We start from the raw sequence: 21,282 nt of genomic DNA, 5'->3' as shown, positions 1-21,282 counted from the left end.
ACCAAAATGAGCACCACCGCTGTTGAACCTTACAAGTCCGGTGTCTTCGATCTGACCCACAAGCTGACCGTGGAAAAGCATGGGCATACCGCACTTATCACCATTAACCACCCGCCAGCCAACACTTGGGACCGCGAATCACTGATCGGCCTCAAACAGGTCGTCGAACACCTGAATCATGACGACGACGTGTACGCGCTCGTAATTTGCGGCCAGGGTGAGAAATTCTTCAGCGCTGGCGCCGACCTCAAACTCTTCGCTGACGGCGATCGAACCCGCGCTCGAGAAATGGCGAGACGCTTCGGTGAGGCTTTCGAGGCCCTACGCGAATTTCGCGGGGTATCGATAGCGGCCCTCAACGGCTTCGCTCTCGGCGGTGGGCTGGAATGTGCATTAGCCTGCGATATCCGTATTGCCGAACAGCAGGTACAACTCGGCTTACCGGAAGCCTCGGTCGGCCTGTTGCCATGCGCCGGGGGCACCCAGGCGCTTGCCTGGCTGGTGGGCGAAGGTTGGGCCAAGCGAATGATTCTCTGCGGCGAGCGGATAACAGCGGAAACGGCAATGCGTATCGGCCTGGTAGAGCAGGTGGTGGAGCCTGGCGAGGCTCGCGGCCATGCATTGCTGTTAGCTTCTCGCGTGGCAGGTCAGAGCCCTGTGGCCGTACGCAAGATCAAGTCTCTGGTGGACTCCATGCGCAGCCGCGGCCCCGACATGCTCGCAGCCGCTGAACGAGAAGCCTTCGTCGATCTGTTCGAAGCCGAGGATACGCTGGAGGGCGTCAATGCCTTTATTGAAAAGCGTGAGCCGCGCTGGAGAAATCGCTAAGGAGGGGTTCGGAAAGAACCATAGGGCCGAAGGTGTTCAGCTCGCAGATTTGCGGCCGAATGAATTCGGCCCTACGGACTTGAGCGTTAAAGTCTCTCAGCGATGCTGATGCCGGCCGTTGAAATTACGCTGGTGCATTCGGTAGTCGCGTCCGTCACGAACCAGCGGCGACTGACCAAAGCGTTGCGGGTGTTCGCGATGCCAACGCTGAGGGCGGTCGAACCCCGACTGGCGGCCATTGTTCCAGCGTTGCGGCTGACGAATCTCGCCGCGACGGTCGTGGTTCCAGCGCTGCCGGTCTGTCCCTCGGTGTCGATCGTAATATTGCGGCGGGAGCTGACCCTGATAGCGTGGCGGTAGATTCTGCGGATACTGCCGGTGCTGCGAGTATGGGCTGCGCGGGTCGTACTGGTAGGCGCGGTTTTCGACGCGATAGCTGCCGCCATCCGGCTGATACACCCACACCCCGCCTCGTGATTGCGCGCACGCCTGGGTCCCGAAACCCAGACCAAGCAACAAGATCGCCATTGGAATCTTCATCGAGCACCTCCAAGCCGCTCTGCTTGAACGTGCGGCCTTGCCACATCAGACCACAGCAAAAGGCCAGCTGCCGAGCGACCGGACAGTTGGTCCATTTCCTTATATGTCATGCCCCCGGCTCGCGCCGCTCCCGGACATTTTGCGGCCTTGTATGGCCGCCATCGCTTCCCGATAATAGCGGCCTTTTAGCCTCCGGCTCGTGCAGAGCACCACAGGGAACCCGCATGACCGAACTCGCCCTGATCATGGTTAGCGCCATCCTGGTCAACAACTTCGTGCTGGTGCAGTTTCTCGGCCTGTGCCCGTTCATGGGCGTTTCGAAGAAGATCGAAACCGCCATCGGCCTTTCGCTGGCCACCACCTTCGTGCTGACATTAGCGGCGATGTGCAGCTATCTGGTGCAGCAATACGTGCTCAAGCCGCTGGATCTGGAGTTTCTGCGCACCATCAGTTTCATCCTGGTGATCGCCGTGGTGGTGCAGTTCACCGAAATGGTGGTGAACAAGACCAGTCCGCTCCTTTATCGCGTGCTGGGTATCTTCCTGCCGCTGATCACCACCAACTGCATCGTGCTCGGCGTCGCCCTGCTCAATGCCAACAAGTCCGAATTCACCTTCATCACCGCGACCGCCAATGGTTTTGCCGCCGGCCTGGGCTTTTCCCTGGTGCTGGTGCTGTTCGCCGCCATGCGTGAGCGCATCGCTATCGCCGACGTTCCCAAGTCATTCCAGGGCGCAGCCATCGGCATGGTCACCGCCGGGCTGATGTCGCTCGCATTCATGGGCTTCACCGGGTTGATCAAGCTATGAGCCTGGTTTTGGTTGCCATATTGGCGTTGTTGGCACTGTGCCTGGTGTGCGGTGCGATCCTAGGTTTTGCGGCGGTGCGCTTCCGGGTTGAAGGCGACCCGATCGCCGAGCAGATCAACGCCCTGCTGCCGCAGACCCAGTGCGGTCAGTGCGGCTATCCGGGTTGCAAGCCTTACGCCGAGGCGATCGCCGGCGGCGACAAGATCAACAAATGTCCACCGGGCGGCGAGTCCACCATCCAGGCGCTGGCCGACCTGCTGGATGTCGAGCCCGAGCCGCTGGATGCCGTGGAGGGTGAAGTGCCTCCGCGCGTCGCCTATATCCGCGAAGCCGAGTGCATCGGCTGCACCAAGTGCATCCAGGCCTGCCCGGTGGATGCCATCGTCGGCGCCGCCAAGCAGATGCACACCGTGATCGTTTCCGAATGCACCGGCTGCGACCTCTGCGTCGAGCCCTGCCCGGTGGACTGCATCGACATGATCGAAGTGGGCAGCAACCTGCAGAGCTGGAAGTGGGACCAGCCGCTGGCGCCAGGCCAGCTGATCGCCAGTGACCGGGAGCAGGCCGCATGACCTCATTGAACGTCTGGGACATCCATGGCGGCATCCATCCACCGGAGTGCAAGGATCTTTCCAACCGCGCGCCGATCCAGCAGATGCCGCTGCCTGCGCGGCTGATCGTACCGCTCGCCCAGCACCTCGGCGCCCCGGCCGAGCCCTGCGTGGCGCTCGGCGAGCAGGTGCTCAAAGGCCAGAAGATCGCCGAGGCCAGCGGCTTCGTCAGCGCGCCGGTGCATGCGCCCACATCGGGCACCATCAGCTTCATCGGCCCGCAGCCCTACCCGCACGTCTCGGGCATGACCGCCACGGCCATCGTCATCGACAGCGATGGCCGCGATCAATGGATCGAGCTGCAGCCGCATACCGATTATCGCCAGTTGCCCCCTGCCGAGTTGCTGGACATCATCCGCCAAGCCGGTATCAACGGCCTCGGCGGCGCCGGCTTCCCAACCGCAGTGAAGTTGACCGCACCGCCTACGCAGACGATTCACACGCTGATCATCAACGGCACCGAATGCGAGCCCTACATCACCGCCGATGACCTGCTGATGCGCGAGAAAGCCGCCGAACTGGTGGCGGGCATCGAGATTCTCGAACATTTGATCAAACCGCAGCAGGTGCTGATCGGCATCGAAGACAACAAGCCCGAAGCCATCGCTGCCGTGCGTGCCGCCATCGGCGAGCGCCCCTATGTGCTCAAGGTCTTCCCCACCAAGTACCCGTCCGGTGGCGAGAAGCAGCTGATCCAGATCCTCACCGGCGAGGAAGTACCCAGTGGCGGCCTGCCGGCCGATATCGGCATGCTCTGCCAGAACGTCGGCACCTGCGTGGCCATCCACGACGCCGTGCTGCTGGACAAGCCGCTGATCTCGCGCGTCACCACCCTGACCGGTGAAGCGCTCGCCCAGCCGATGAACATTGAGGCGCTGATCGGTACGCCAGTGGCCGAACTGCTGGCCTTCGCCGGCCTCGACAGTGACAAGCTCAACCGCCTGATCATGGGCGGCCCGATGATGGGCTTTACCCTGCCATCGATGGACGTGCCGCTGATCAAGACCAGCAACTGCCTGCTGGCCAGCACCCTGGCCGAGCTGCCGCCACCGCCGCCGGCGCTGCCCTGCATCCGCTGCGGCGAATGTGCCGAGGTGTGCCCGGCCAGCCTGCTGCCGCAACAACTGCATTTCTTCGCCCTAGGCCAGGAGCACGAGCAGCTCAAGGCCTACAACCTGTTCGACTGCATCGAGTGCGGCGCCTGCGCCTACGTCTGCCCCTCGAGCATTCCGCTGGTGCAGTACTACCGCGCCGCCAAAGGTGAAATCCGCGCGCTGGAGCAGAAACAGCAGAAGGCCGAGCATTCCAAACAACGTTTCGAACTGCGCCAGGAACGTCTGCGCCGCGCAGAAGAGCAGAAGGAAGCCGACCGCAAGGCCCGTGCCGAACGCGCCGCGCGTGCCAAGGAAGCCCAGGCGCAAACTGCCAGCCAGGACGACCCGGTCTCCCGTATCCAAGCGCAGAAGGCTGGCCTGTCCGAAGAACAGAAGAAGCTCAAGATCGAAGCCAGCATGGCCCAAGTCGCGCTGAAGAAAGCCGAAAAGCAGCTCGCTGTCCATGCCACGCCCGAGCTGGAGGCGCAGGTCGCCGGACTACGCATCGCCGCCAGCAATGCGCAAAAGGCACTGGATGAAGCCAGCGCCGCTGTGCCGCCTGTCGAAGCCGCACCCGCCCCGGCCAGTGACGAAGCGGCCAAGAAAGCCAAGATCGAAGCCGCCATGCTGCGGGCCCAAGTGCGCAAGCTGGAAAAGCTCGAAACCCGCGATGACGAGCAACAGGCCGAACTGACGCGCCTGCAAGCTCAGCTGGCCAAGGCCGAACAGGCACTGGCTGAGGCACAGCAAAACGCCCCCTTCGCCACGAGCAAACCGGCCGACGACGAAGCCGTCAAGAAGGCCAAGATCGAGGCCGCCATGCTCCGCGCCCAGCTACGCAAGCTGGAAAAGCTAGAGAGTCGCGACGAGCAGCAACAAGCGGAGCTGGCGCATCTGCAAGCCCAGCTGGCCGACGCCGAACAGGCATTGGCCAGTGCGCAGCAGAACGCACCCGCCGCCCCGAGCAAACCGGCCGGCGACGAAGCCGTCAAGAAGGCCAAGATCGAGGCCGCCATGCTCCGCGCCCAGCTACGCAAGCTGGAAAAACTGGAGAGTCGCGACGAGCAGCAACAAGCGGAGCTGACGCGCCTGCAAGCCCAACTGGCCGACGCCGAACAGGCGCTGGCCGGAGCACAGCAAAACGCACCCGCCGCTCCGAACAAACCGGTCGGCGACGAAGCGCTGAAGAAGGCCAAGATCGAGCTGACGATGAAGCGTGCCGAACTGAAGAAAGCCGAAAAAGCCGGCGCCGAAGAGGCCGAACTCAGCAAGCTGCGCGATGGCCTGGCCAGTGCCGAACAGGCCCTGCATGCCGCCGAGGAAAAATCCGCCAAGCCCGCGCCGGAGCTGGTTCGCACCGACAAGCGCCCGATTGACGAGCAGACCCGCGCGCTGAAAACCGAAGTGGCTTTCGCCCGTGCCGACCTGCGCAAGCTGGAGCGAGACGCCAACAGCGACGCCGGCCTCGTCGAAGCCGCGCGCCAGCGTCTGAACGAGGCCGAGCGCAAGCTGCAGGAACACACCGACTCATAAGTAGCGGCGCCCCAGGCGCAACTATCCGGGAGCGGCGATTTTCATGAAACCGCACCCTGCACCCATTCGACCGGAGAGCCAATGGCCCTGCCACGCATCACCTCACCGCACGCCACCGGCAGCAACCGCACCCAGCGGGTCATGCTGCTGGTGCTGGCCGCCACGCTGCCCGGCGTGATCGTCCTTACCTGGCTCTACGGCGCCGGCACGCTGATCAACCTGTGCTGGGCCAGCGCCGTCGCGCTGGGTTTCGAAGCGCTGTTGCTCAAGGTTCGGCAACGGCCGGTGCAGTTCTTTCTGCGCGACGGCAGCGCCCTGGTTACCGCCGTGCTGCTGGCACTGGCGCTGCCGCCCTACTCGCCGTGGTGGCTCACGCTGATTGCCACCGGCAGCGCCATCGTCTTCGGCAAGCAGCTCTACGGCGGGCTGGGACAGAATCCATTCAATCCCGCCATGATCGGTTACGTCGTGGTGCTGGTCTCGTTCCCGGTGGAAATGACTACCTGGCCGGTGCCGCATGGCGTCGGCCTGGGCTCCGGCCTGCAGCATATCCTCGGCATCGCCGCGCTACCCGATGGCTGGAGCCAGGCCACCGCGCTGGATGTGATGAAGCTGAACCGGAGCCTGACCGTCGAGGAACTCTGGACCAACCCGGCGTTCGGGCATTTCGGCGGCATCGGCTCGGAAGTCGTCAACCTGGCGTTCCTGGCCGGCGGGCTGTTCCTGTTGCACAAGCGGCTGTTCAGTTGGCACGCGCCGGTGGGTATGCTCGCGGCGCTGGCGGTGATGAGCCTGGTGTTCTGGAACGGTTCGGGCTCAGATAGCAACGGCTCACCACTGTTCCACCTGCTCAGCGGCGCCACCATGCTCGGCGCCTTCTTCATCGTGACCGACCCGGTGAGTGGCGCGACTAGCACCTTGGGGCGGCTGATCTTCGGCGCCGGCGTTGGCATCCTGGTCTATGTCATCCGCGCCTGGGGCGGCTATCCGGACGGCGTCGCCTTCGCCGTGTTGCTGATGAACCTGGCGGCACCAACCATCGACTACTACACCCGCCCGCGCACTTACGGCCACCGCAAGGCCGAGCGCGGCTTCAAGCTGGGCGAATGACATGATCCTTCCCGAACTCAGCCGCTCGATGTACAAGAACGCCTTGGTGCTGGGGCTGTTCGCGGTCGTCACAGTGGGCGCGGTGACCTTGCTGCAACAGTTCACCGCCGAACGCATCCAGGCTTCCGAACGCGCGGCGCAACTGCGCGCGCTGAACGAAATCCTGCCCCGTGGCAGCTACGATAATCAGTTGCTCGATAGCAGTATCGAAGTCCACCATCCAATGCTCGGCATCCGGCAAGCCGTTCCCGCCTATATCGCCCGCAACGACGGCAAGCCCAGCGCAGTGATTCTCCAGGCCATCGCGCCGGACGGCTACAGCGGCGCGATCCATCTGCTGATCGGCGTACTCGCCGACGGCCGCGTCGCCGGCGTGCGAGTGGTTCGGCATCGCGAAACGCCCGGCCTGGGCGACAAGATCGAGCTGGCCAAGAGTCAGTGGATACGTAGCTTCGAGAACCGCTCACTGACCGACCCCGCCTCATCCGGCTGGGCCGTGAAGAAGGATCGCGGCGAGTTCGACCAGTTCGCCGGCGCCACCATCACGCCGCGCGCCGTGGTCGGCGCCGTGCACCGCGCCCTGCAATATTTCGATGCGCACAAGGACGAACTGCTCGGCGCCAGTACCCACCCGGTCGAGCCCGAGCAGGCGCTACCGGAGCTGAGCGAACCCGACGAAGCGACCAGCCATTCCCGCGCTGGCGGCGCTGCAACCCGTGACGACTTGCAGGTCAGCGATCCGCAGCCCGAGCAGACAGGCGACAGACCATGAGCACACCCAGCTATCGCGAACTGAGCATCAACGGCCTATGGAAGAACAACCCGGCGCTGGTGCAGCTGCTGGGCCTCTGCCCGCTGCTCGGCGTCAGCAACTCGGCGGTCAACGCCCTGGGCCTGGGCCTGGCCACAGCGCTGGTGCTGGTCTGCTCCAACCTCGGCGTGTCACTGGTGCGCGGCGTGGTCAACACGGCGGTGCGCCTGCCGGCCTTCGTGATGATCATCGCGGCGCTGACCACCTGCATCGAACTGCTGATGCAGGCCTACACCTACGAGCTCTACCAGATCCTCGGCATCTTCATTCCGTTGATCACCACCAACTGCGTGATCCTCGGCCGCGCCGACGGCTTCGCCGCCAAGCACAATCCGCTGATCGCCAGCTTCGACGGCCTGATCATGGGACTGGGCTTCGCGCTGGTGCTGCTGGTGCTGGGCAGCCTGCGCGAGCTGTTCGGTACCGGTGCGCTGTTCGCCAACATGCACCTGCTGTTCGGTCCCATCGCCGCCGACTGGCAGATCACGGTATTCAGCGACTACAAGGGCTTCCTGCTGGCGATCCTGCCACCGGGTGCGTTCATCGTGCTCGGCCTGCTGATCGCCCTGAAGAACCGCATCGACCTGCATCTGGCCGAACGCGCCAGGGCGCAGCAGCCGGAAATACCGGTGCAGAGCCGTCGGGTGCGGGTAACCGGAGTGATCGAATAGGAGCAGCCGGAAGCTAGAAGCTAGAAGCTAGAAATCGAACCCTGCTTCCTCTGCCCCGACAGCGCTGTCTCTCTGGCACAATCTGCACCCCAACGAATATCCGCTTCAGGCTTCCAGCTTGAGGCTTAGGGCTTGAAACCCATGAATGCTGAAAAACGCCGGGAGATCTTTCGTCGCTTCCACGAGGACAACCCCGAGCCCAAGACCGAGCTGGCCTACAGCACGCCGTTCGAGCTGCTGATCGCGGTGATCCTTTCGGCGCAAGCCACCGACGTCGGCGTCAACAAGGCCACGGCCAAGCTCTACCCGGTCGCCAACACGCCGGAGGCGATCTACGCGCTGGGCGTCGAGGGGCTGTCGGAGTACATCAAGACCATCGGCCTGTACCGAGGCAAGGCGAAGAACGTCATCGAGACCTGCCGCATTTTGATCGAGAAGCATGGCAGCCAGGTGCCGGATAACCGCGAAGACCTCGAAGCCCTGCCCGGCGTCGGTCGCAAGACGGCCAACGTGGTGCTCAACACCGCGTTCCGCCAGTTCACCATGGCCGTCGACACCCATATCTTCCGCGTCGCCAACCGCACCAACATCGCCCCCGGCAAGAACGTGCTGGAAGTCGAACGCAAGCTGATCAAGTTCGTGCCCAAGGACTACCTGCTCGACGCTCACCACTGGCTGATCCTGCATGGACGCTACGTCTGCAAGGCGCGCAAACCGCAGTGTGGCAGTTGCCGAATCGAGGACCTGTGCGAATACAAGCACAAGACTTCAGACGATTGAGCGAGCGGCTGCAAAACCTATCGCCTGATTGAAAAAATCTTTTTTACGACCTTGTTTTTTGTCGCTATAAGGTGCGCCAACAACGCGCCTTAGCCGTGGAGTGAAGACAAGTGTCCGAGAAAGAAGATATCCAGATTGAAGACGACTTCGTCGGTGAGGATGAAGACGATACCGCAGAGGCCCCGGTGGAAGTGGCCAAGACCAACCTGACCAAGCGCCGGATCATCGACAACCTGCTCGAGGAACGTCGCCTGCAGAAGCAACTCAACGAGTTCGACTTCGACCTCTAAGAAAAAGCCCCGAAATCGGGGCTTTTTCTTGCTCGCGCGGTTACCGCTCAGTCTTTACGCGTCGGTGACAACAGCTCGACCTTGTAACCATCCGGATCCTCGACGAAAGCCAGAATGCTGCTGCCATGCAGCATCGGCCCCGGTTCGCGGGTGATCTTGCCGCCACGGCTGCGAATGTCCTCGCACGCCTTGTAGACGTCTTCCACTTCCAGGGCGATATGCCCGTAGCCGGTGCCCAGCTCATAGCTGTCGACGTCCCAGTTATGGGTCAGCTCCAGCACGCTGTTGTGTGCCTCGTCACCGTAGCCGACGAACGCCAGGGTGAATTTGCCGTCGGGGTAATCCTTGCGGCGCAGCAGGGTCATGCCCAGCACTTCGGTGTAGAACGCGATGGATCTGTCCATGTCGCCGACGCGCAGCATGGTGTGGAGTAGTCTCATCGGTTTTCTCCTCATTCAAGAACCGGTTCGGGATTCCCAACGCAAACCCCGGCTGGTGGCCGGGATTTGCGGTCTTCTACCACTGCATCAGAGCGGCGAACGGCCCTTGCCAGCGGCGATGCGCAGGCGCAGGGCGTTGAGCTTGATGAAGCCCGCGGCGTCGGCTTGGTCGTAAGCGCCGGCATCGTCCTCGAAAGTGGCGATGTTGGCATCGAACAGCGACTCGTCAGACTTGCGACCAGCGACGATCACATTGCCCTTGTACAGCTTCAGGCGTACCACGCCGTTCACCGTGGCCTGGGAGGCATCGATCATCTGCTGCAGCATCAGGCGCTCCGGGCTCCACCAGTAGCCGTTGTAGATCAGGCTGGCGTACTTGGGCATCAGCTCGTCTTTCAGGTGCGCGACTTCGCGGTCCAGGGTGATGGACTCGATGGCGCGGTGGGCCTTGAGCATGATGGTGCCGCCGGGGGTCTCGTAGCAGCCACGGGACTTCATGCCCACGTAGCGGTTCTCGACGATGTCCAGGCGACCGATGCCGTTCTCGCCGCCGATGCGGTTCAGCTCGGCTAGCACAGTAGCCGGGCTCAGCTCCTTGCCGTCGATGGCGACGATATCGCCCTTACGATAGGTCAGCTCGATGTAGGTCGGAGTGTCCGGCGCGGCTTCCGGGGACTTGGTCCAGCGCCACATGTCCTCTTCGTGCTCGGTCCAGGTGTCTTCCAGCACGCCGCCTTCATAGGAGATGTGCAGCAAGTTGGCATCCATGGAATACGGCGACTTCTTCTTGCCGTGGCGCTCGATCGGGATGGCGTGTTTCTCGGCGTAGTCCATCAGCTTCTCGCGCGAGAGCAGGTCCCACTCGCGCCAGGGGGCGATGACTTTCACGCCCGGCTTGAGCGCATAGGCGCCCAGCTCGAAACGCACCTGGTCGTTACCCTTGCCGGTGGCACCGTGGGAAATGGCGTCGGCGCCGGTCTCGTTGGCGATCTCGATCAGGCGCTTGGCGATCAGCGGACGGGCGATGGAGGTACCCAGCAGGTATTCGCCTTCGTAAACGGTGTTGGCACGGAACATCGGGAAGACGAAATCGCGGACGAATTCTTCGCGCAGGTCGTCGATGTAGATTTCCTCGACGCCCATGGCCTTGGCCTTGGCGCGGGCGGGCTCGACCTCCTCGCCCTGGCCGAGGTCGGCGGTGAAGGTCACCACTTCGCAGTTATAGGTATCTTGCAGCCACTTGAGAATCACCGAGGTGTCCAGGCCACCGGAATACGCCAGGACTACCTTCTTTACGTCGGCCATTGCCATCCACTCCCGGGATTGAAGGAAAGCGGCAATTCTACTGGTCGCGACGCCGGTTTTACAGGGGCGCGAGCGCGCGGCGGCTCAGGAAGACGGCGTGGTCTGCTCGGTCGCTGCGGTCGTGGTGGCCGGGGCGCGATCGAGCCGCAGGGTGACCCGGCGATTCTTGGCGCGGTTGGCCGGTCCGTTGTTGGCCACCAGCGGGTAGCGCTCGCCGTGGAAACGCAGCGTGATCTGCTCTTTCGGTACGCCATTGGCGATCAGGTATTCCTCGACGGCCAGCGCACGGCGACGGGAGAGGTCGCGGTTGGTGAGCCGGTTGCCGCTGTTGTCCGAGTGGCCATCGAGCTGGATGCGGTTGACGCCCGGGTCGGCCTTGAGGAACTGCAGGATGATATCGAGCTTGGCGCGCCCCACGCCATCCAGCGCCACGTCGCTGGTAGGAAAGCCGATCTGCGACTGACGAATCTGATCGAAGTTGACCGGCAGCAGCTTGGTCGTACAGGCGCGGTAATCCTCGTAGGCCTTGCCGAAGCGCGCCGGCAGCAAGCGCACCTCGAGCGATTCTCCGCCATGCAGCGTGCGGTGGCGCACCACCGGGCTGCGTCCCTCGAGCAGGCCACTGAGCAGGCGCCCGGCCTGCAGGTGCGAGCTGTTGAAGGGAATCTCGCCGCCACCGACCGACACCACACCCAGGTTGATGTCGCTGCGTGTCGGCTGCCAGGGCGCGGCCGCCGCCAGCAGCGTCGCCGAGCCACTGCCCAGCCAGCGTTCGGGCGATTGCAGACGGAAAATGGCCTGCTCGCCAGCACGGCGGACGAATTCTCCCGAGCCAAAACCGGCAATCGGTTGCACCAGCCGGCATTCGAACTGATCGCCCTCGACCTGCCACTCCACCCTCTCCAGACGGGTCTGGAATGTGATGGCGTGAACTGATGGACTGGCCAGCAGACAAATAATCGCAAGGCAGCGCAGGCGCACGTGCGGCTCCACAAGTAATTAGGGGTCTTTCAGGGTATCGGTAACAGCGGGGAAATCTTGAGGCGCGCAGGCGTTCGGCTGCCCATCCGCCTCTCGCGGGCGAGGAGAATCAACGGGCACGCCCGCAAAGCGAAAGGTTTCACTGATAGGACAGAACGAACCGCGCCGAGCCGTGAGCGTAGCCGGGCGTCACCATGGAGCGGGTCTGAATATAACGAGCGCCGAAGGGCAGGGAGATGGAAGTGGTTCCCGAGGTGCCGTTCCACATCACCTTGGGCTGCAGCAAGATCATGGGGGATGAGGTTCTACCGTCCATCAGCTGAATGCCCACGCCAGTTGCCGCGGGGCTGGGCGACCCAGCGGTGGAGAGCACGCCCGCGGCAGCGGCGGCCGGGTAGTCGGCATCGGCAACGGCATTGAACTGGATGGTAACCTGGCTGACGTTGCTACAGGCGCCGAGACGGATGGAGAAAGGAACGGTCGGCCCCACGCTGCCCACCCCGCTGAAGCTGGTCACCGGACGGTTGCCGAGCGGCACGGTGATCTGCTTCGAATCGGTCTGCACCGTACAGGTGGGCGCCACCACATTGAGGCACAAACTGCCGGCAAGGATCACGTCAATCACATCGAGGCTGCCAAAACGCACCGAGCCCATGCGGGTTCCGGCGGCGAGACAGTAACGGCCGGCCTGCAAGCTCCCAGTCTTCCAGAAATCGAGCCTCTGTTTGCGACCGGCATCGAAATAATACTGCCCACTCGGCGCATTCAGGGCGCCATATTGCTGGTAGTAGTTGGGCGGGCCGTAGGCCTGGCTTTCGCTCAGGCTATAGCCCAGGCCAGGAACCCGGTCGATTTCGTAGATGGGCCCTTTTTCACCGGTTAGCACGGGCGAGGGCGAACCCAGGGAATTGATATACCCGGCCTGCTCGCCGCCGCTGCATGAGGTTTTCCAGGAAGGGGCTCCATCGGCCCCGCCGACATCCCATACGCGCTGCCCCACCGTGGCGGCGATCACGCTCAATGTGTGGTTGGCCTCGGTCTGGACTCGGTAGATCGTCGGGCCAATCAAGCCATCGCTCCATGTGCATTCGGCCCGGGCCATCGGGTGCAGGAGCCAACCCAGGAGCAGGGCGAGAAGGAACTTGTTCATGGCCGGGTTTCCTGCCTGTCGATTGCCTGGGACGGTGCGATGTCCTCGCACGGGTGCCGTCCGGGCAAGTGAATCAATCCCTCTTGCTCTGCCCCCAGACGGTAGCGGATCTGGCACTGGCGGTCGGCCTCGCTGCCCCAGCGCACCGACAGCACACCGTCAGGGCTGGAGACGCGGGCATAGAGCTGGCCCGCCTGCCCGACGACGCCGACCCTGATGCCCTGTTCATCGAACACATCCGCACCGAAGGGGGCCGCTTTGCCATCCCAGCTGGCCTCCAGCAGGATCGAGTAGCCTTTAAGGGCCACGAAGAAAGCCGAGACGGCGGCGCCGGCATCGGGAACCAGCCACTGCGCGGTTTCTGTCAGCTCTATGCTGTCATCCAGCCCATTCACATCCAGCCCCACCCGGTTGGCCTGATAGGGCGTCAGATGCGGAACGATGGCATAGCCATCATCGCTGACCCGCAGCCCATGCCACCCCGCCACCTTGGCTCCCGTCGCGTTCGGCGCCTTGATGATGGCGAAGGTATCACCCAGCTCCGGCACCCACTCCACGCCGCCGGCGTGCGCGACCATGGCCCCCCTGGCTCCGAACGTCATTTGCCGCTGACGCTGGTTGTCCTGGCTGAGGCCTGCATCGAAATTGGCAACCGCGGCTCGATAGCCCAGGTTGACGCCAAGGGCACCGAGATCATCGGCATCCGGCCGGTCCTGATGGCTGGCCATGACACTGTAGGTATATTGCAAATCGTCGCCGGCGATTCCGCTGAAAACACTGTTGAGCTGCCTCTGACCACCCTCGCCCTGGCTCATCTGCATGGAGAGGTGTCCAGCGCCTGCAGAACGCCCCTGACCAATGGGCATATTCAAGGTCAGCCCGAAGATAGTGTCGCTGTCGCCGATACCGCCATCCATGCGCTGCAAAGAAAGCTGGTAGCCCAGCGATCCCCAGCGGTTGCTGTAGCCCAGCTGATAACTGGTCTGCCGGCCTTCCCTGCCCCAGAACCATTGCCGGCTCCCCAGCAAATACAGGCTGCCGCCATACAGTGGCTGGCTGAGGCTCAAATCCACCCGCTGGCGCAGGCGCAAGCGCTCGACCGCCTCCAGCGAGCTGTGCTCGAACAGCGATAGCGCCTCGCGGACGCCATAGTACTCAGGACTGGAATGGCGAGTCAGGGTGGCAGAGACAAAGGTCTCCCTCACCCTTCGCGACCACCCGAGACGGTAGCGATCGCCCTCCGAACGCCTGCCTGCCCCCGAGAAGCGGCTACGGGTCCAGTCGAAAGAGATCGCACCCAGCGGGGCATTCCAGGCCGAGCCGAGCAATAGCGCCTGATAGTCATCACTTTGAAACAGCCCGCCGTATCCGGTCAGTAGATTGCTCAGGCCGCGCTGCAGCGTGAACTCGGCGAAATCCTGCGACTCGTCGGCCAGCTCTTCATCCACTTTGCCAGCGGTGAGCGAATAGAAGGTCTGGCCTGCGCGGATCAGTCCCGGTACCGATGAATAAGGGACGGTGAACGTCTGGATGGTTCCATCGGACTCATGAACAGTCACCTGCAGGTCGCCCGCGTAGCCGGTCGAATAAAGATCATCGATGAGAAAGTTACCCGGCGCGACGTTTTCCTCGTATAGCAGCGTATCGTTCTGCCGAATTTCCACCCTGGCATGGGTTCTGGCGACGCCACGGACCATAGGCGCGAAACCGCGTTGGCTCTCGGCGAGCATGCGCGGATCGCTGCTCAGCGAGCCACCGATATAACCGAAGGAATCGAAGAACTCGCCCCCGGTCCAGCGCTGCCCCAGCGACAGCGAGGACTTCCATTGCGGCAGGGCGCGATAGGCATAGCTGGCGATGCTTTGCCATTGGCGCTGCTGCGGGTTGCTCTGGAAGCTGGCCTGGTGGCGTAGTCGCCAAGTGCCCATGTTGGCCCCCATCTGTGTGCCCAGGTAATGGCTTCGGTACTGGCCCGCGGCGCTCTCGTTCCAATAACTATTGGCGGTGTAGTCCACCCAGGCCACCGCCTCGCCGGCGTCCCATTGCGAGGGGTCGACCCAACCCCTGGGCCTGTTCGCTTGCAGGCTCTGGGGAACCGTCAGGTACAGCGCCAGGCGCGAAACGTCGTACTGCCACTGCAGTTGCTCGCTGATTTGCTCGACCCTGACGCAGGCGGCAGGATCGTCCAGCAGTTCGGGACGCGGCAGGGCCACGCGCTCAGGCTCGATGCGGGCGAGCTCTACCAGCTGCCTAGTCATGCAGGGGGCGGCGCTGCCGGCCTCGGTGATATCCAGCATGCGGACCGTTTCGCGCTGGACCAGGGAGTCGTTGATATAGATATCGCTGGGATAGTCGCCGGCATAGATCGGGTTACCCGTTGCGTAGCGCGTCAGGTCGCGGGTCGCCAGGCCTGGGAAAAGCAGGGCCTGATTGAAGTGAACCTCCTTGGCGATTACCTGTGAGCCGGCCATGAGTAGCGTCAGGCCCAGCCAGTACAGCGTCCTTCTTCGCATCGCGCGCATTCAAGGCATCACTCGCTCAGGTTGGCCCGAAGCGTTTCGCGCCCACCGTAATCGTTCAGGTGGCTGTATGAGATTTCGCCCGCAGCTTTGGGAGGCAGGGGCAGGCGCTCGCTGCCATAAGGGGCAAGCATCTTCACCTGCAATGCTTGCCCGCCGATCCGGGCCTCGGTCAGTGTGATGTGGTAAGGACTCGGGTTTTGCACCACGAGCTCCGGACCCTCGCGGCGCCAGACCAGCTGCCTGGCGGCTTCCGACTGACTGTCGGGCTGCAGGCCGGCCGGGCGATAGAACAGTTTGATGCGCGAACGAACCGCGAACTGCAGGTAATTTTCGGTCGCCTGGCCTGAATCCGGGCGTGGCGGCACCTCCAGCACGTTGAGCCAGAACAGGCTTTCCCGGTCCTGGGGCAGCTCGGCGCCGCTGAACATGATCCGCAGCGCCTGGGTTCTTTCCGGCTCCACCCGAACCAAGGGAGGAATGATGACGAACGGGGCGGGCTGCAGTTGCGGATCGGACTGGCGATCACCCTCGTCGATCCAGCTCTGGACCAGCGCGGGAGAATCGTTCTTGTTCACCAGTTCGACGCTGACCTGACGTTGGTCGGCGGGGTAGATGATGCGCGTGCCGCCGATAATAACGCTCGCCTGCACCGTCGATATCGCCCAGCACAACAACGAGCAAAGAATAAGCCGCAACATGGGGCAGAACACTCCAGCGAACGCGCGAAAAGTGCGGGCACCCTCAAAGAGGCCCGCTCATGCGTCAGGGGTAGACGATCGAGAAGAAAGTGCTGGTGCTCACGGATCCGGCCCCGGCCGCCCCGGTCGCATAGTACTCGGCGAAATAACTCAAAGTGGCGCTGCCACTCGCGATGGAAACGGTCTGTGAATTTTGCAAGGAAGCGCTAGACTGGTTCAATTCGATCGGAACCATGGAACCATTCAGCAGGCCGACCTGAACCCCTGTGGCAGCGCCGGTATTGTTCAGCCGGCCATTCGCCATATCGGTGTTGGCGCCCGGTTCGAAATAAAGGGCAACATCACCCGAATCGGGAGAACAGTTAACCAGCTCCACGGTAAAAGGCGTGCGACCGGCAGTTTTACCAGCTTCACTCAGCGTCCTGGCCATCACGGTGGGCAGCGTTACGGTGTGTACACCCCCGGTGCCTGTGGTGATATCACAAGTATTGGCGGTGATCGTGCCCGATATCCGGACTTCCCCATCGGCCGCATTGGATTTCAGCGGCAAGGTAAGCAGGGCGCAAGCTGCAAAAAAGTACTGGCAGTGGAGCTAATTGTTTGAACATTCTGTTATTTCACTCTGAATGAGAGCATCTGCGCTTCAGCGCCAATGCTTAACGGCATCTACGGCGAGACCTTAATCACTGACTGACGAGTGGTCAGCAAGCCGTGTATTATGCGGGCGCCCGCATAATGGCACATCGCCATATTAACAACATCCTCCCCAGCAACCGATCGTCGCCTTGACCGGGCCGGCCGGCCCAGCCTTCCGGTTTTGCAGAATAGATCCCTTGCCGGATGAAACGCAGGCAGAAGAAACAGGCAGGCCAGCGGCGCCTACCCACTGAAACAAAGCCTTGCCGATGCTGGTGTGCGTGCTGCCACAGCGAGGGCGCAGGCGTACAATAGATTCCAGCGGCAAAGCTAGTCTCATGGCTATCGGACCGTGCCGAGAAACACTGAGATCCGGAGGTTGGCGGCGGCTCATGCGTGACGCTCCGGCGAGCGCCGTGGCGGTCATTGCATCGGTACGCGACAGCAGCACCCGTCTCGCGTTGTGCGCTGCATTCACGTCGCGATTGCGATCCGTTCATGAGCAAGCAGATGACATCATCGAACACCCGTCCTAGGCGCACCCCCGCCGGCGCCCTGCCCTACCTGCTTGCGGTCTGCACACCGAACTGGGCTTCGTGACCGAAAGTCCGCGCATGGCGCAGGTAATCGAGCGGGCCTTCGACACCAGCATTCCCGCCAATTTCCATGTGGTACTGCTCACCAAATCAGGCAAACTCCATTGGCTAGAACAATGGAATGGACAGCAGGTGCGCCATGATACCGAGCCGCACACCAGCTTCTGGAAAAGGGGCCAGCGTGTCGTTTATGTCGATTCTTCCCATCGAGTGGATGCTTTGAAGCCGAACAGCGCATCACCCCGCCAGACAGCCGAGGCTCCCGAACGCGCCTCGGCGCCAAGCCCGAGCGCGCTGGTCGGGACGTCGCTGATCATTTGCGAACACTGCGATTCGGTGTACCAGCGCCCTACCCTGGCACGCCGGCAGACAGCCCATTGCCAGCGCTGCGGCGCGCTACTGGAAAAGGCCCGACATCTGAACGCCGATCAGTTGCTAGCGCTCACGCTCGCCGCCGCGATCCTGTTCCTGTTCGCCAACGCCTTTCCCATCATGCAGATAGGCATGCAGGGGCTCAGCAACGAGGCGACCCTGTGGGGGACCGTCGAAGCGCTGGCCCAGGGGCAAATCACGCCCATTGCGCTGGTCGCGGGCCTGAGCATCATCTTTGCGCCAGGCCTGCAGATCATCCTGCTGGCATGGGTGCTGGTACATGCGCGTAGCGGCCGGATCGCACCGGCCTTCCGAACCTGCATGCGAGCACTGGAACATCTGCGGCCTTGGAGCATGCTGGAGGTGTGCCTGCTGGGGATTCTCGTCGCCATCATCAAGCTCGGCGGCATGCTCGACGTGCATCCTGGTATCGGCCTCTGGGCCATGGCCATTCTGACCATCCTTATCCTGCTGATAGCCGGCCGCGACGTGCGCGGCCTGTGGGACGATCTGCAGGTGCCGATACGATGACACAACCTCCATACGCCTCGGAGCTGGGCTTGCAGCTGTGCCATGACTGCGGTTTGACCTGCCGTGCGGAAGCTAGCGACTGCCCACGCTGCGACGCGCCGCTGCATCGACGCAAACCGAACAGCATCCCGCGCACCTGGGCGCTGCTGGTCGCCGCACTGGTCCTCTATGTGCCAGCCAACACGCTGCCGGTGATGTACACCGATATGTTTGGCAACGGCAGCGAAAACACCATTCTCAGCGGCGTGATCGAGTTCTGGAAAGACGGCTCCTGGGACATCGCGCTGCTGATCTTCATTGCCAGCGTCGGCGTGCCCTGCATGAAGTTCTTCGTGCTCGGCATGCTGCTGATCAGCGCCCAGCGGCGCAGCCGCTGGGCCATGCGCGAACGCGCGCGGCTGTACCGTTTCATCGAAATCATCGGCTACTGGTCGATGCTCGATGTGCTGGTGGTCGCGCTGGTCGCGGCGCTGGTGCAATTCCGCGCGCTGAGCACCATCGAGCCGCGCCTGGGCATTTTGTTCTTCGGCCTGGTCGTGGTGCTGACGATGATGGCCTCGATGAGCTTCGATCCGCGATTGATCTGGGATGCAGAGAAAGAAGATGTCAGATAACCCTCACCACACCGAATCACCTGCCGGCACACCCGAGATCAGGCATCGGCCGGTCCGCGTCTCGCTGGTCTGGCTAGTGCCCATCGCCGCCGCGCTGGTGGGCTTTTCCATGGTCATGCAGAACTGGCTTTCTGCCGGGCCGCAAATCACCGTGAGCTTCGAGACCGCCGAAGGGCTCGAAGCCAACAAGACACAGGTCAAGTACAAGAACGTGGTCATCGGCCAAGTCACCGCCATCAACCTCAGCGAGGATCACACCCGTGTCATCGCTACGGTCGACTTGGATCAGCACGCCGAGCCTTTCACTCGTGAAGACACCAAATTCTGGGTCGTGCGGCCGCGCATCGGTGCCAGTGGTGTATCCGGCGTCGACACCCTGCTGTCCGGCGCCTTCATTGGGGCCGATGCCGGGCGCGCAGAGGAAACCCGTCGCGAATTCCTCGGCTTGGAAGCACCGCCACCGGTGACCTTCGGCGCCGAAGGCAAGCAGTTCACCCTGCGCAGCGATAATCTCGGTTCGCTCGGTGTCGGCTCGCCCCTGTACTTCCGCCGCCTTCAGGTCGGCCAGGTGATCTCTTTCGGGCTGGCCGACGATGGCAAGGGCGTCCAGGTTCAAGTGTTCGTCAACGCCCCTTACGATCGCTTCGTCACCGACGACACGCGCTTCTGGAACGCCAGTGGCGTCGATGTTTCCGTCGCTGCAGATGGCCTGCGGGTTAACGCCGAATCGCTCTCTACCATACTCGCCGGCGGCATCGCCTTCCGCGCCCCTAACTACAGCCCCGACGCCAGCCCGGCCGCGCCGGACAGCGAGTTCACGCTGTTTGCCGACGTGCGCCAGGCGATGGCGCCCGCCGATGGCCCACCGCGCTACGTGCAGATGCGCTTCGACCAGACCCTGCGCGGGCTGAACGTCGATGCGCCAGTAGAATTTCTCGGCGTCCCCATCGGCCGCGTGGTCTCGGTCAAGCTCGACTATGACGAAAAGAACAAAAGCTTCCCTGCTGTGGTCGGCGCGGTGATCTACCCCAGTCGGCTGGGCGCCGCGCATGACAAACTGTCCCAGGCCCTGGGCGGAGATACTGAAGAACACACCGCCCGCCTCATGCAAATGTTCGTCGACCGCGGCCTGCGGGCGCAGGCACGCACCGGCAATCTGCTCACCGGCCAACTGTACATCTCACTGGATTTCGACCCGCGGGCGCCCCAGGTCGCCTTCGATCAGCATGCCCGGCCCATGGTCATCCCGACCATCGCCGGCAGCTTCGACAAATTGCAGGAGCAACTGCAGGCCATGGTCGACAAGCTCAGCAAGCTGCCTATCGAAACGCTGGCCGACAACCTGAATGGCAGTCTCGACGAGCTGCGCCAGACCTTGAAGCAGGTCAACGGCGATGTCCTGCCGCAGCTGCAGCGCACCCTGGAGCGATCGGAGCAGACCCTGCAGAACGCCAACCAGGCGCTTGCTGAAAACTCGCCACAGCGCCAGCAACTAGGCGATACCCTCAATGAAGTCCAGCGCGCAGTACGCTCCGTGCGGACACTGTCGGACTACCTCAGCCGTCACCCCGAATCGCTGATCCGCGGCCGCAGCGGCGACGAAACGCCGGCGAACTACAAAGGCCAAGCCACCTCGCGAGAACTGAATTCGGAGCACCAGCCATGAATCTGCGCCCCTCTCTGCTCATGCTAGCCGGCGCGTTCGTCCTGAGCGCCTGCAGCTCGACCCCGACGCGCTATCACACGCTCATCGCCGCCCAGCCGCACATGACCGAAGCGCCAGCCGAAGCGGCCGGATTCCAATTGCAGGTGCTACCGGTGCGCATTCCGGTACAGACGGACCAGCCGAGCCTGGTGGTGCGCGAAAGCGATGGCCGCTTGGCGATCCTGGAAACCGCACTCTGGGCCTCGCCCCCTGCAGACGAATTCCACGATGCGCTAGCGATCGAACTGCAACAGCGCCTCGGCGTGCGTGACCTGGCAGGTCTGCCTGGTCGGACGAACGTTCCAGTGGTGAGCCTGCGCACCGACGTTCGTCGCTTCGATTCGCTGCCCGGCCGGCATGCTGCCCTGGACGTCATGTGGAGCCTGGAACTGAGCGAGCGCGGCCGGCAGAGCCGGGCGCTGACCTGCGCCAGCGTGATCCACGAACAGGCCGGCAGCGAGGTGGACAGCCTGGTACTGGCCCACCAGCGTGCTATCGCCGGGCTGGCGGCCACCATCGCCCAAACGGCACGCCAATGGGCAGCGAATCCCGACAGTGACTGCCCACAGCCATAGCTGCCGGTACCGCCCGAGGCCCGCCCCATCCAGTCGAGCTAATAGTCTTCCGGTCGGAAGCGGGCCAGCGGATTTTCCGG

21 protein-coding genes are annotated in these 21,282 nt (G+C 63.0%); 13 read left to right on the top strand and 8 right to left on the bottom strand.

Features of this window, described 5'->3' with window-relative positions; all coding sequences use genetic code 11:
• Positions 1-6: 6 nt before the first annotated feature.
• Complete coding sequence (locus NA647_RS01505) at positions 7-828, top strand: enoyl-CoA hydratase (protein ID WP_256056094.1); 822 nt, start codon at positions 7-9, stop codon at positions 826-828.
• Positions 829-924: 96 nt separating this feature from the next.
• Here the strand turns inward: NA647_RS01505 and NA647_RS01500 are convergent, their stop codons facing one another.
• On the bottom strand, positions 925-1,368 hold the full coding sequence (locus NA647_RS01500) for a hypothetical protein (RefSeq protein WP_256056093.1): 444 nt from the start codon (positions 1,366-1,368) through the stop codon (positions 925-927).
• 224 nt (positions 1,369-1,592) lie between these two features.
• On the opposite strand from NA647_RS01500, the gene rsxA reads away from it, so the two are divergent.
• From rsxA to NA647_RS01460, 8 genes are all read left to right on the top strand, one after another.
• A complete protein-coding gene (gene rsxA, locus NA647_RS01495; protein ID WP_131650646.1) occupies positions 1,593-2,177 on the top strand; it encodes an electron transport complex subunit RsxA in 585 nt (194 codons plus the stop codon).
• On the top strand, positions 2,174-2,749 hold the full coding sequence (gene rsxB, locus NA647_RS01490) for an electron transport complex subunit RsxB (RefSeq protein WP_256056092.1): 576 nt from the start codon (positions 2,174-2,176) through the stop codon (positions 2,747-2,749). The genes rsxA and rsxB overlap by 4 nt, the downstream gene beginning before the upstream one ends.
• Positions 2,746-5,415: an electron transport complex subunit RsxC gene (rsxC, locus tag NA647_RS01485; protein ID WP_256056091.1), complete on the top strand. Its 2,670-nt coding sequence runs from the start codon at positions 2,746-2,748 to the stop codon at positions 5,413-5,415. Before rsxB ends, rsxC begins: the two co-directional genes overlap by 4 nt.
• Before the next feature lie 81 nt (positions 5,416-5,496).
• Complete coding sequence (locus tag NA647_RS01480) at positions 5,497-6,525, top strand: RnfABCDGE type electron transport complex subunit D (protein ID WP_256056090.1); 1,029 nt, start codon at positions 5,497-5,499, stop codon at positions 6,523-6,525.
• Between the two features lies 1 nt (position 6,526).
• Positions 6,527-7,297, top strand: coding sequence for an electron transport complex subunit RsxG (gene rsxG, locus NA647_RS01475; RefSeq protein WP_256056089.1), 771 nt, complete (start codon positions 6,527-6,529; stop codon positions 7,295-7,297).
• Entirely contained in the window at positions 7,294-8,007 is a 714-nt protein-coding gene (locus NA647_RS01470; RefSeq protein WP_256056088.1) for an electron transport complex subunit E, read from the top strand. The genes rsxG and NA647_RS01470 overlap by 4 nt, the downstream gene beginning before the upstream one ends.
• A 141-nt stretch (positions 8,008-8,148) precedes the next feature.
• The gene (gene nth / locus NA647_RS01465; RefSeq protein WP_014851824.1) at positions 8,149-8,787 is read left to right on the top strand and encodes an endonuclease III; all 639 of its coding nucleotides are present in this window, start codon (positions 8,149-8,151) and stop codon (positions 8,785-8,787) included.
• A 110-nt stretch (positions 8,788-8,897) separates the two neighbouring features.
• A complete protein-coding gene (locus tag NA647_RS01460) occupies positions 8,898-9,077 on the top strand; it encodes a PA3496 family putative envelope integrity protein (RefSeq protein ID WP_014851823.1) in 180 nt (59 codons plus the stop codon).
• Positions 9,078-9,124: 47 nt separating this feature from the next.
• Here NA647_RS01460 and gloA read toward each other — a convergent pair whose 3' ends face one another.
• From gloA to NA647_RS01425, 7 genes are all read right to left on the bottom strand, one after another.
• Entirely contained in the window at positions 9,125-9,517 is a 393-nt protein-coding gene (gloA, locus tag NA647_RS01455) for a lactoylglutathione lyase (RefSeq protein WP_256056086.1), read from the bottom strand.
• Positions 9,518-9,604: 87 nt separating this feature from the next.
• Entirely contained in the window at positions 9,605-10,822 is a 1,218-nt protein-coding gene (locus NA647_RS01450) for an argininosuccinate synthase (protein ID WP_256056085.1), read from the bottom strand.
• Positions 10,823-10,906: 84 nt separating this feature from the next.
• Complete coding sequence (locus NA647_RS01445) at positions 10,907-11,803, bottom strand: OmpA family protein (protein ID WP_256056084.1); 897 nt, start codon at positions 11,801-11,803, stop codon at positions 10,907-10,909.
• 139 nt (positions 11,804-11,942) lie between these two features.
• Entirely contained in the window at positions 11,943-12,953 is a 1,011-nt protein-coding gene (locus tag NA647_RS01440) for a fimbrial protein (protein WP_256056083.1), read from the bottom strand.
• The gene (locus NA647_RS01435) at positions 12,950-15,466 is read right to left on the bottom strand and encodes a fimbria/pilus outer membrane usher protein (protein WP_256056082.1); all 2,517 of its coding nucleotides are present in this window, start codon (positions 15,464-15,466) and stop codon (positions 12,950-12,952) included. Before NA647_RS01435 ends, NA647_RS01440 begins: the two co-directional genes overlap by 4 nt.
• A 17-nt stretch (positions 15,467-15,483) precedes the next feature.
• On the bottom strand, positions 15,484-16,173 hold the full coding sequence (locus NA647_RS01430; protein WP_256056081.1) for a fimbrial biogenesis chaperone: 690 nt from the start codon (positions 16,171-16,173) through the stop codon (positions 15,484-15,486).
• A gap of 64 nt (positions 16,174-16,237) precedes the next feature.
• Complete coding sequence (locus tag NA647_RS01425; RefSeq protein WP_256056080.1) at positions 16,238-16,723, bottom strand: fimbrial protein; 486 nt, start codon at positions 16,721-16,723, stop codon at positions 16,238-16,240.
• Positions 16,724-17,699: 976 nt separating this feature from the next.
• Between NA647_RS01425 and NA647_RS01420 the strand changes: the two genes are divergently transcribed.
• The 4 genes from NA647_RS01420 to NA647_RS01405 are packed head-to-tail and all read left to right on the top strand — an operon-like array spanning position 17,700 to position 21,202.
• A complete protein-coding gene (locus NA647_RS01420) occupies positions 17,700-18,308 on the top strand; it encodes a paraquat-inducible protein A (protein ID WP_256056303.1) in 609 nt (202 codons plus the stop codon).
• A complete protein-coding gene (locus NA647_RS01415) occupies positions 18,305-18,922 on the top strand; it encodes a paraquat-inducible protein A (RefSeq protein WP_256056079.1) in 618 nt (205 codons plus the stop codon). The genes NA647_RS01420 and NA647_RS01415 overlap by 4 nt, the downstream gene beginning before the upstream one ends.
• Positions 18,912-20,588: an intermembrane transport protein PqiB gene (locus tag NA647_RS01410; protein WP_256056078.1), complete on the top strand. Its 1,677-nt coding sequence runs from the start codon at positions 18,912-18,914 to the stop codon at positions 20,586-20,588. The genes NA647_RS01415 and NA647_RS01410 overlap by 11 nt, the downstream gene beginning before the upstream one ends.
• The gene (locus NA647_RS01405) at positions 20,585-21,202 is read left to right on the top strand and encodes a PqiC family protein (protein ID WP_256056077.1); all 618 of its coding nucleotides are present in this window, start codon (positions 20,585-20,587) and stop codon (positions 21,200-21,202) included. The genes NA647_RS01410 and NA647_RS01405 overlap by 4 nt, the downstream gene beginning before the upstream one ends.
• Positions 21,203-21,282 lie beyond the last annotated feature (80 nt).

This window comes from Stutzerimonas stutzeri (genome assembly GCF_024448985.1).
GTDB lineage: Bacteria > Pseudomonadota > Gammaproteobacteria > Pseudomonadales > Pseudomonadaceae > Stutzerimonas > Stutzerimonas stutzeri_AP.
The sequence above is the reverse complement of the archived record's forward strand: the minus strand, read 5'-3'. Positions and strand labels throughout refer to the sequence as shown.

Bases quoted from the DNA above. Each gene is read 5' to 3' on its own strand.
- NA647_RS01505 (WP_256056094.1), top strand. From the start codon at position 7: ATGAGCACCACCGCTGTTGAACCTTACAAGTCCGGTGTCTTCGATCTG.
- NA647_RS01500 (WP_256056093.1), bottom strand. From the start codon at position 1,368: ATGAAGATTCCAATGGCGATCTTGTTGCTTGGTCTGGGTTTCGGGACC.
- rsxA (WP_131650646.1), top strand. From the start codon at position 1,593: ATGACCGAACTCGCCCTGATCATGGTTAGCGCCATCCTGGTCAACAAC.
- rsxB (WP_256056092.1), top strand. From the start codon at position 2,174: ATGAGCCTGGTTTTGGTTGCCATATTGGCGTTGTTGGCACTGTGCCTG.
- rsxC (WP_256056091.1), top strand. From the start codon at position 2,746: ATGACCTCATTGAACGTCTGGGACATCCATGGCGGCATCCATCCACCG.
- NA647_RS01480 (WP_256056090.1), top strand. From the start codon at position 5,497: ATGGCCCTGCCACGCATCACCTCACCGCACGCCACCGGCAGCAACCGC.
- rsxG (WP_256056089.1), top strand. From the start codon at position 6,527: ATGATCCTTCCCGAACTCAGCCGCTCGATGTACAAGAACGCCTTGGTG.
- NA647_RS01470 (WP_256056088.1), top strand. From the start codon at position 7,294: ATGAGCACACCCAGCTATCGCGAACTGAGCATCAACGGCCTATGGAAG.
- nth (WP_014851824.1), top strand. From the start codon at position 8,149: ATGAATGCTGAAAAACGCCGGGAGATCTTTCGTCGCTTCCACGAGGAC.
- gloA (WP_256056086.1), bottom strand. From the start codon at position 9,517: ATGAGACTACTCCACACCATGCTGCGCGTCGGCGACATGGACAGATCC.
- NA647_RS01450 (WP_256056085.1), bottom strand. From the start codon at position 10,822: ATGGCCGACGTAAAGAAGGTAGTCCTGGCGTATTCCGGTGGCCTGGAC.
- NA647_RS01440 (WP_256056083.1), bottom strand. From the start codon at position 12,953: ATGAACAAGTTCCTTCTCGCCCTGCTCCTGGGTTGGCTCCTGCACCCG.
- NA647_RS01435 (WP_256056082.1), bottom strand. From the start codon at position 15,466: ATGCGAAGAAGGACGCTGTACTGGCTGGGCCTGACGCTACTCATGGCC.
- NA647_RS01430 (WP_256056081.1), bottom strand. From the start codon at position 16,173: ATGTTGCGGCTTATTCTTTGCTCGTTGTTGTGCTGGGCGATATCGACG.
- NA647_RS01415 (WP_256056079.1), top strand. From the start codon at position 18,305: ATGACACAACCTCCATACGCCTCGGAGCTGGGCTTGCAGCTGTGCCAT.
- NA647_RS01410 (WP_256056078.1), top strand. From the start codon at position 18,912: ATGTCAGATAACCCTCACCACACCGAATCACCTGCCGGCACACCCGAG.
- NA647_RS01405 (WP_256056077.1), top strand. From the start codon at position 20,585: ATGAATCTGCGCCCCTCTCTGCTCATGCTAGCCGGCGCGTTCGTCCTG.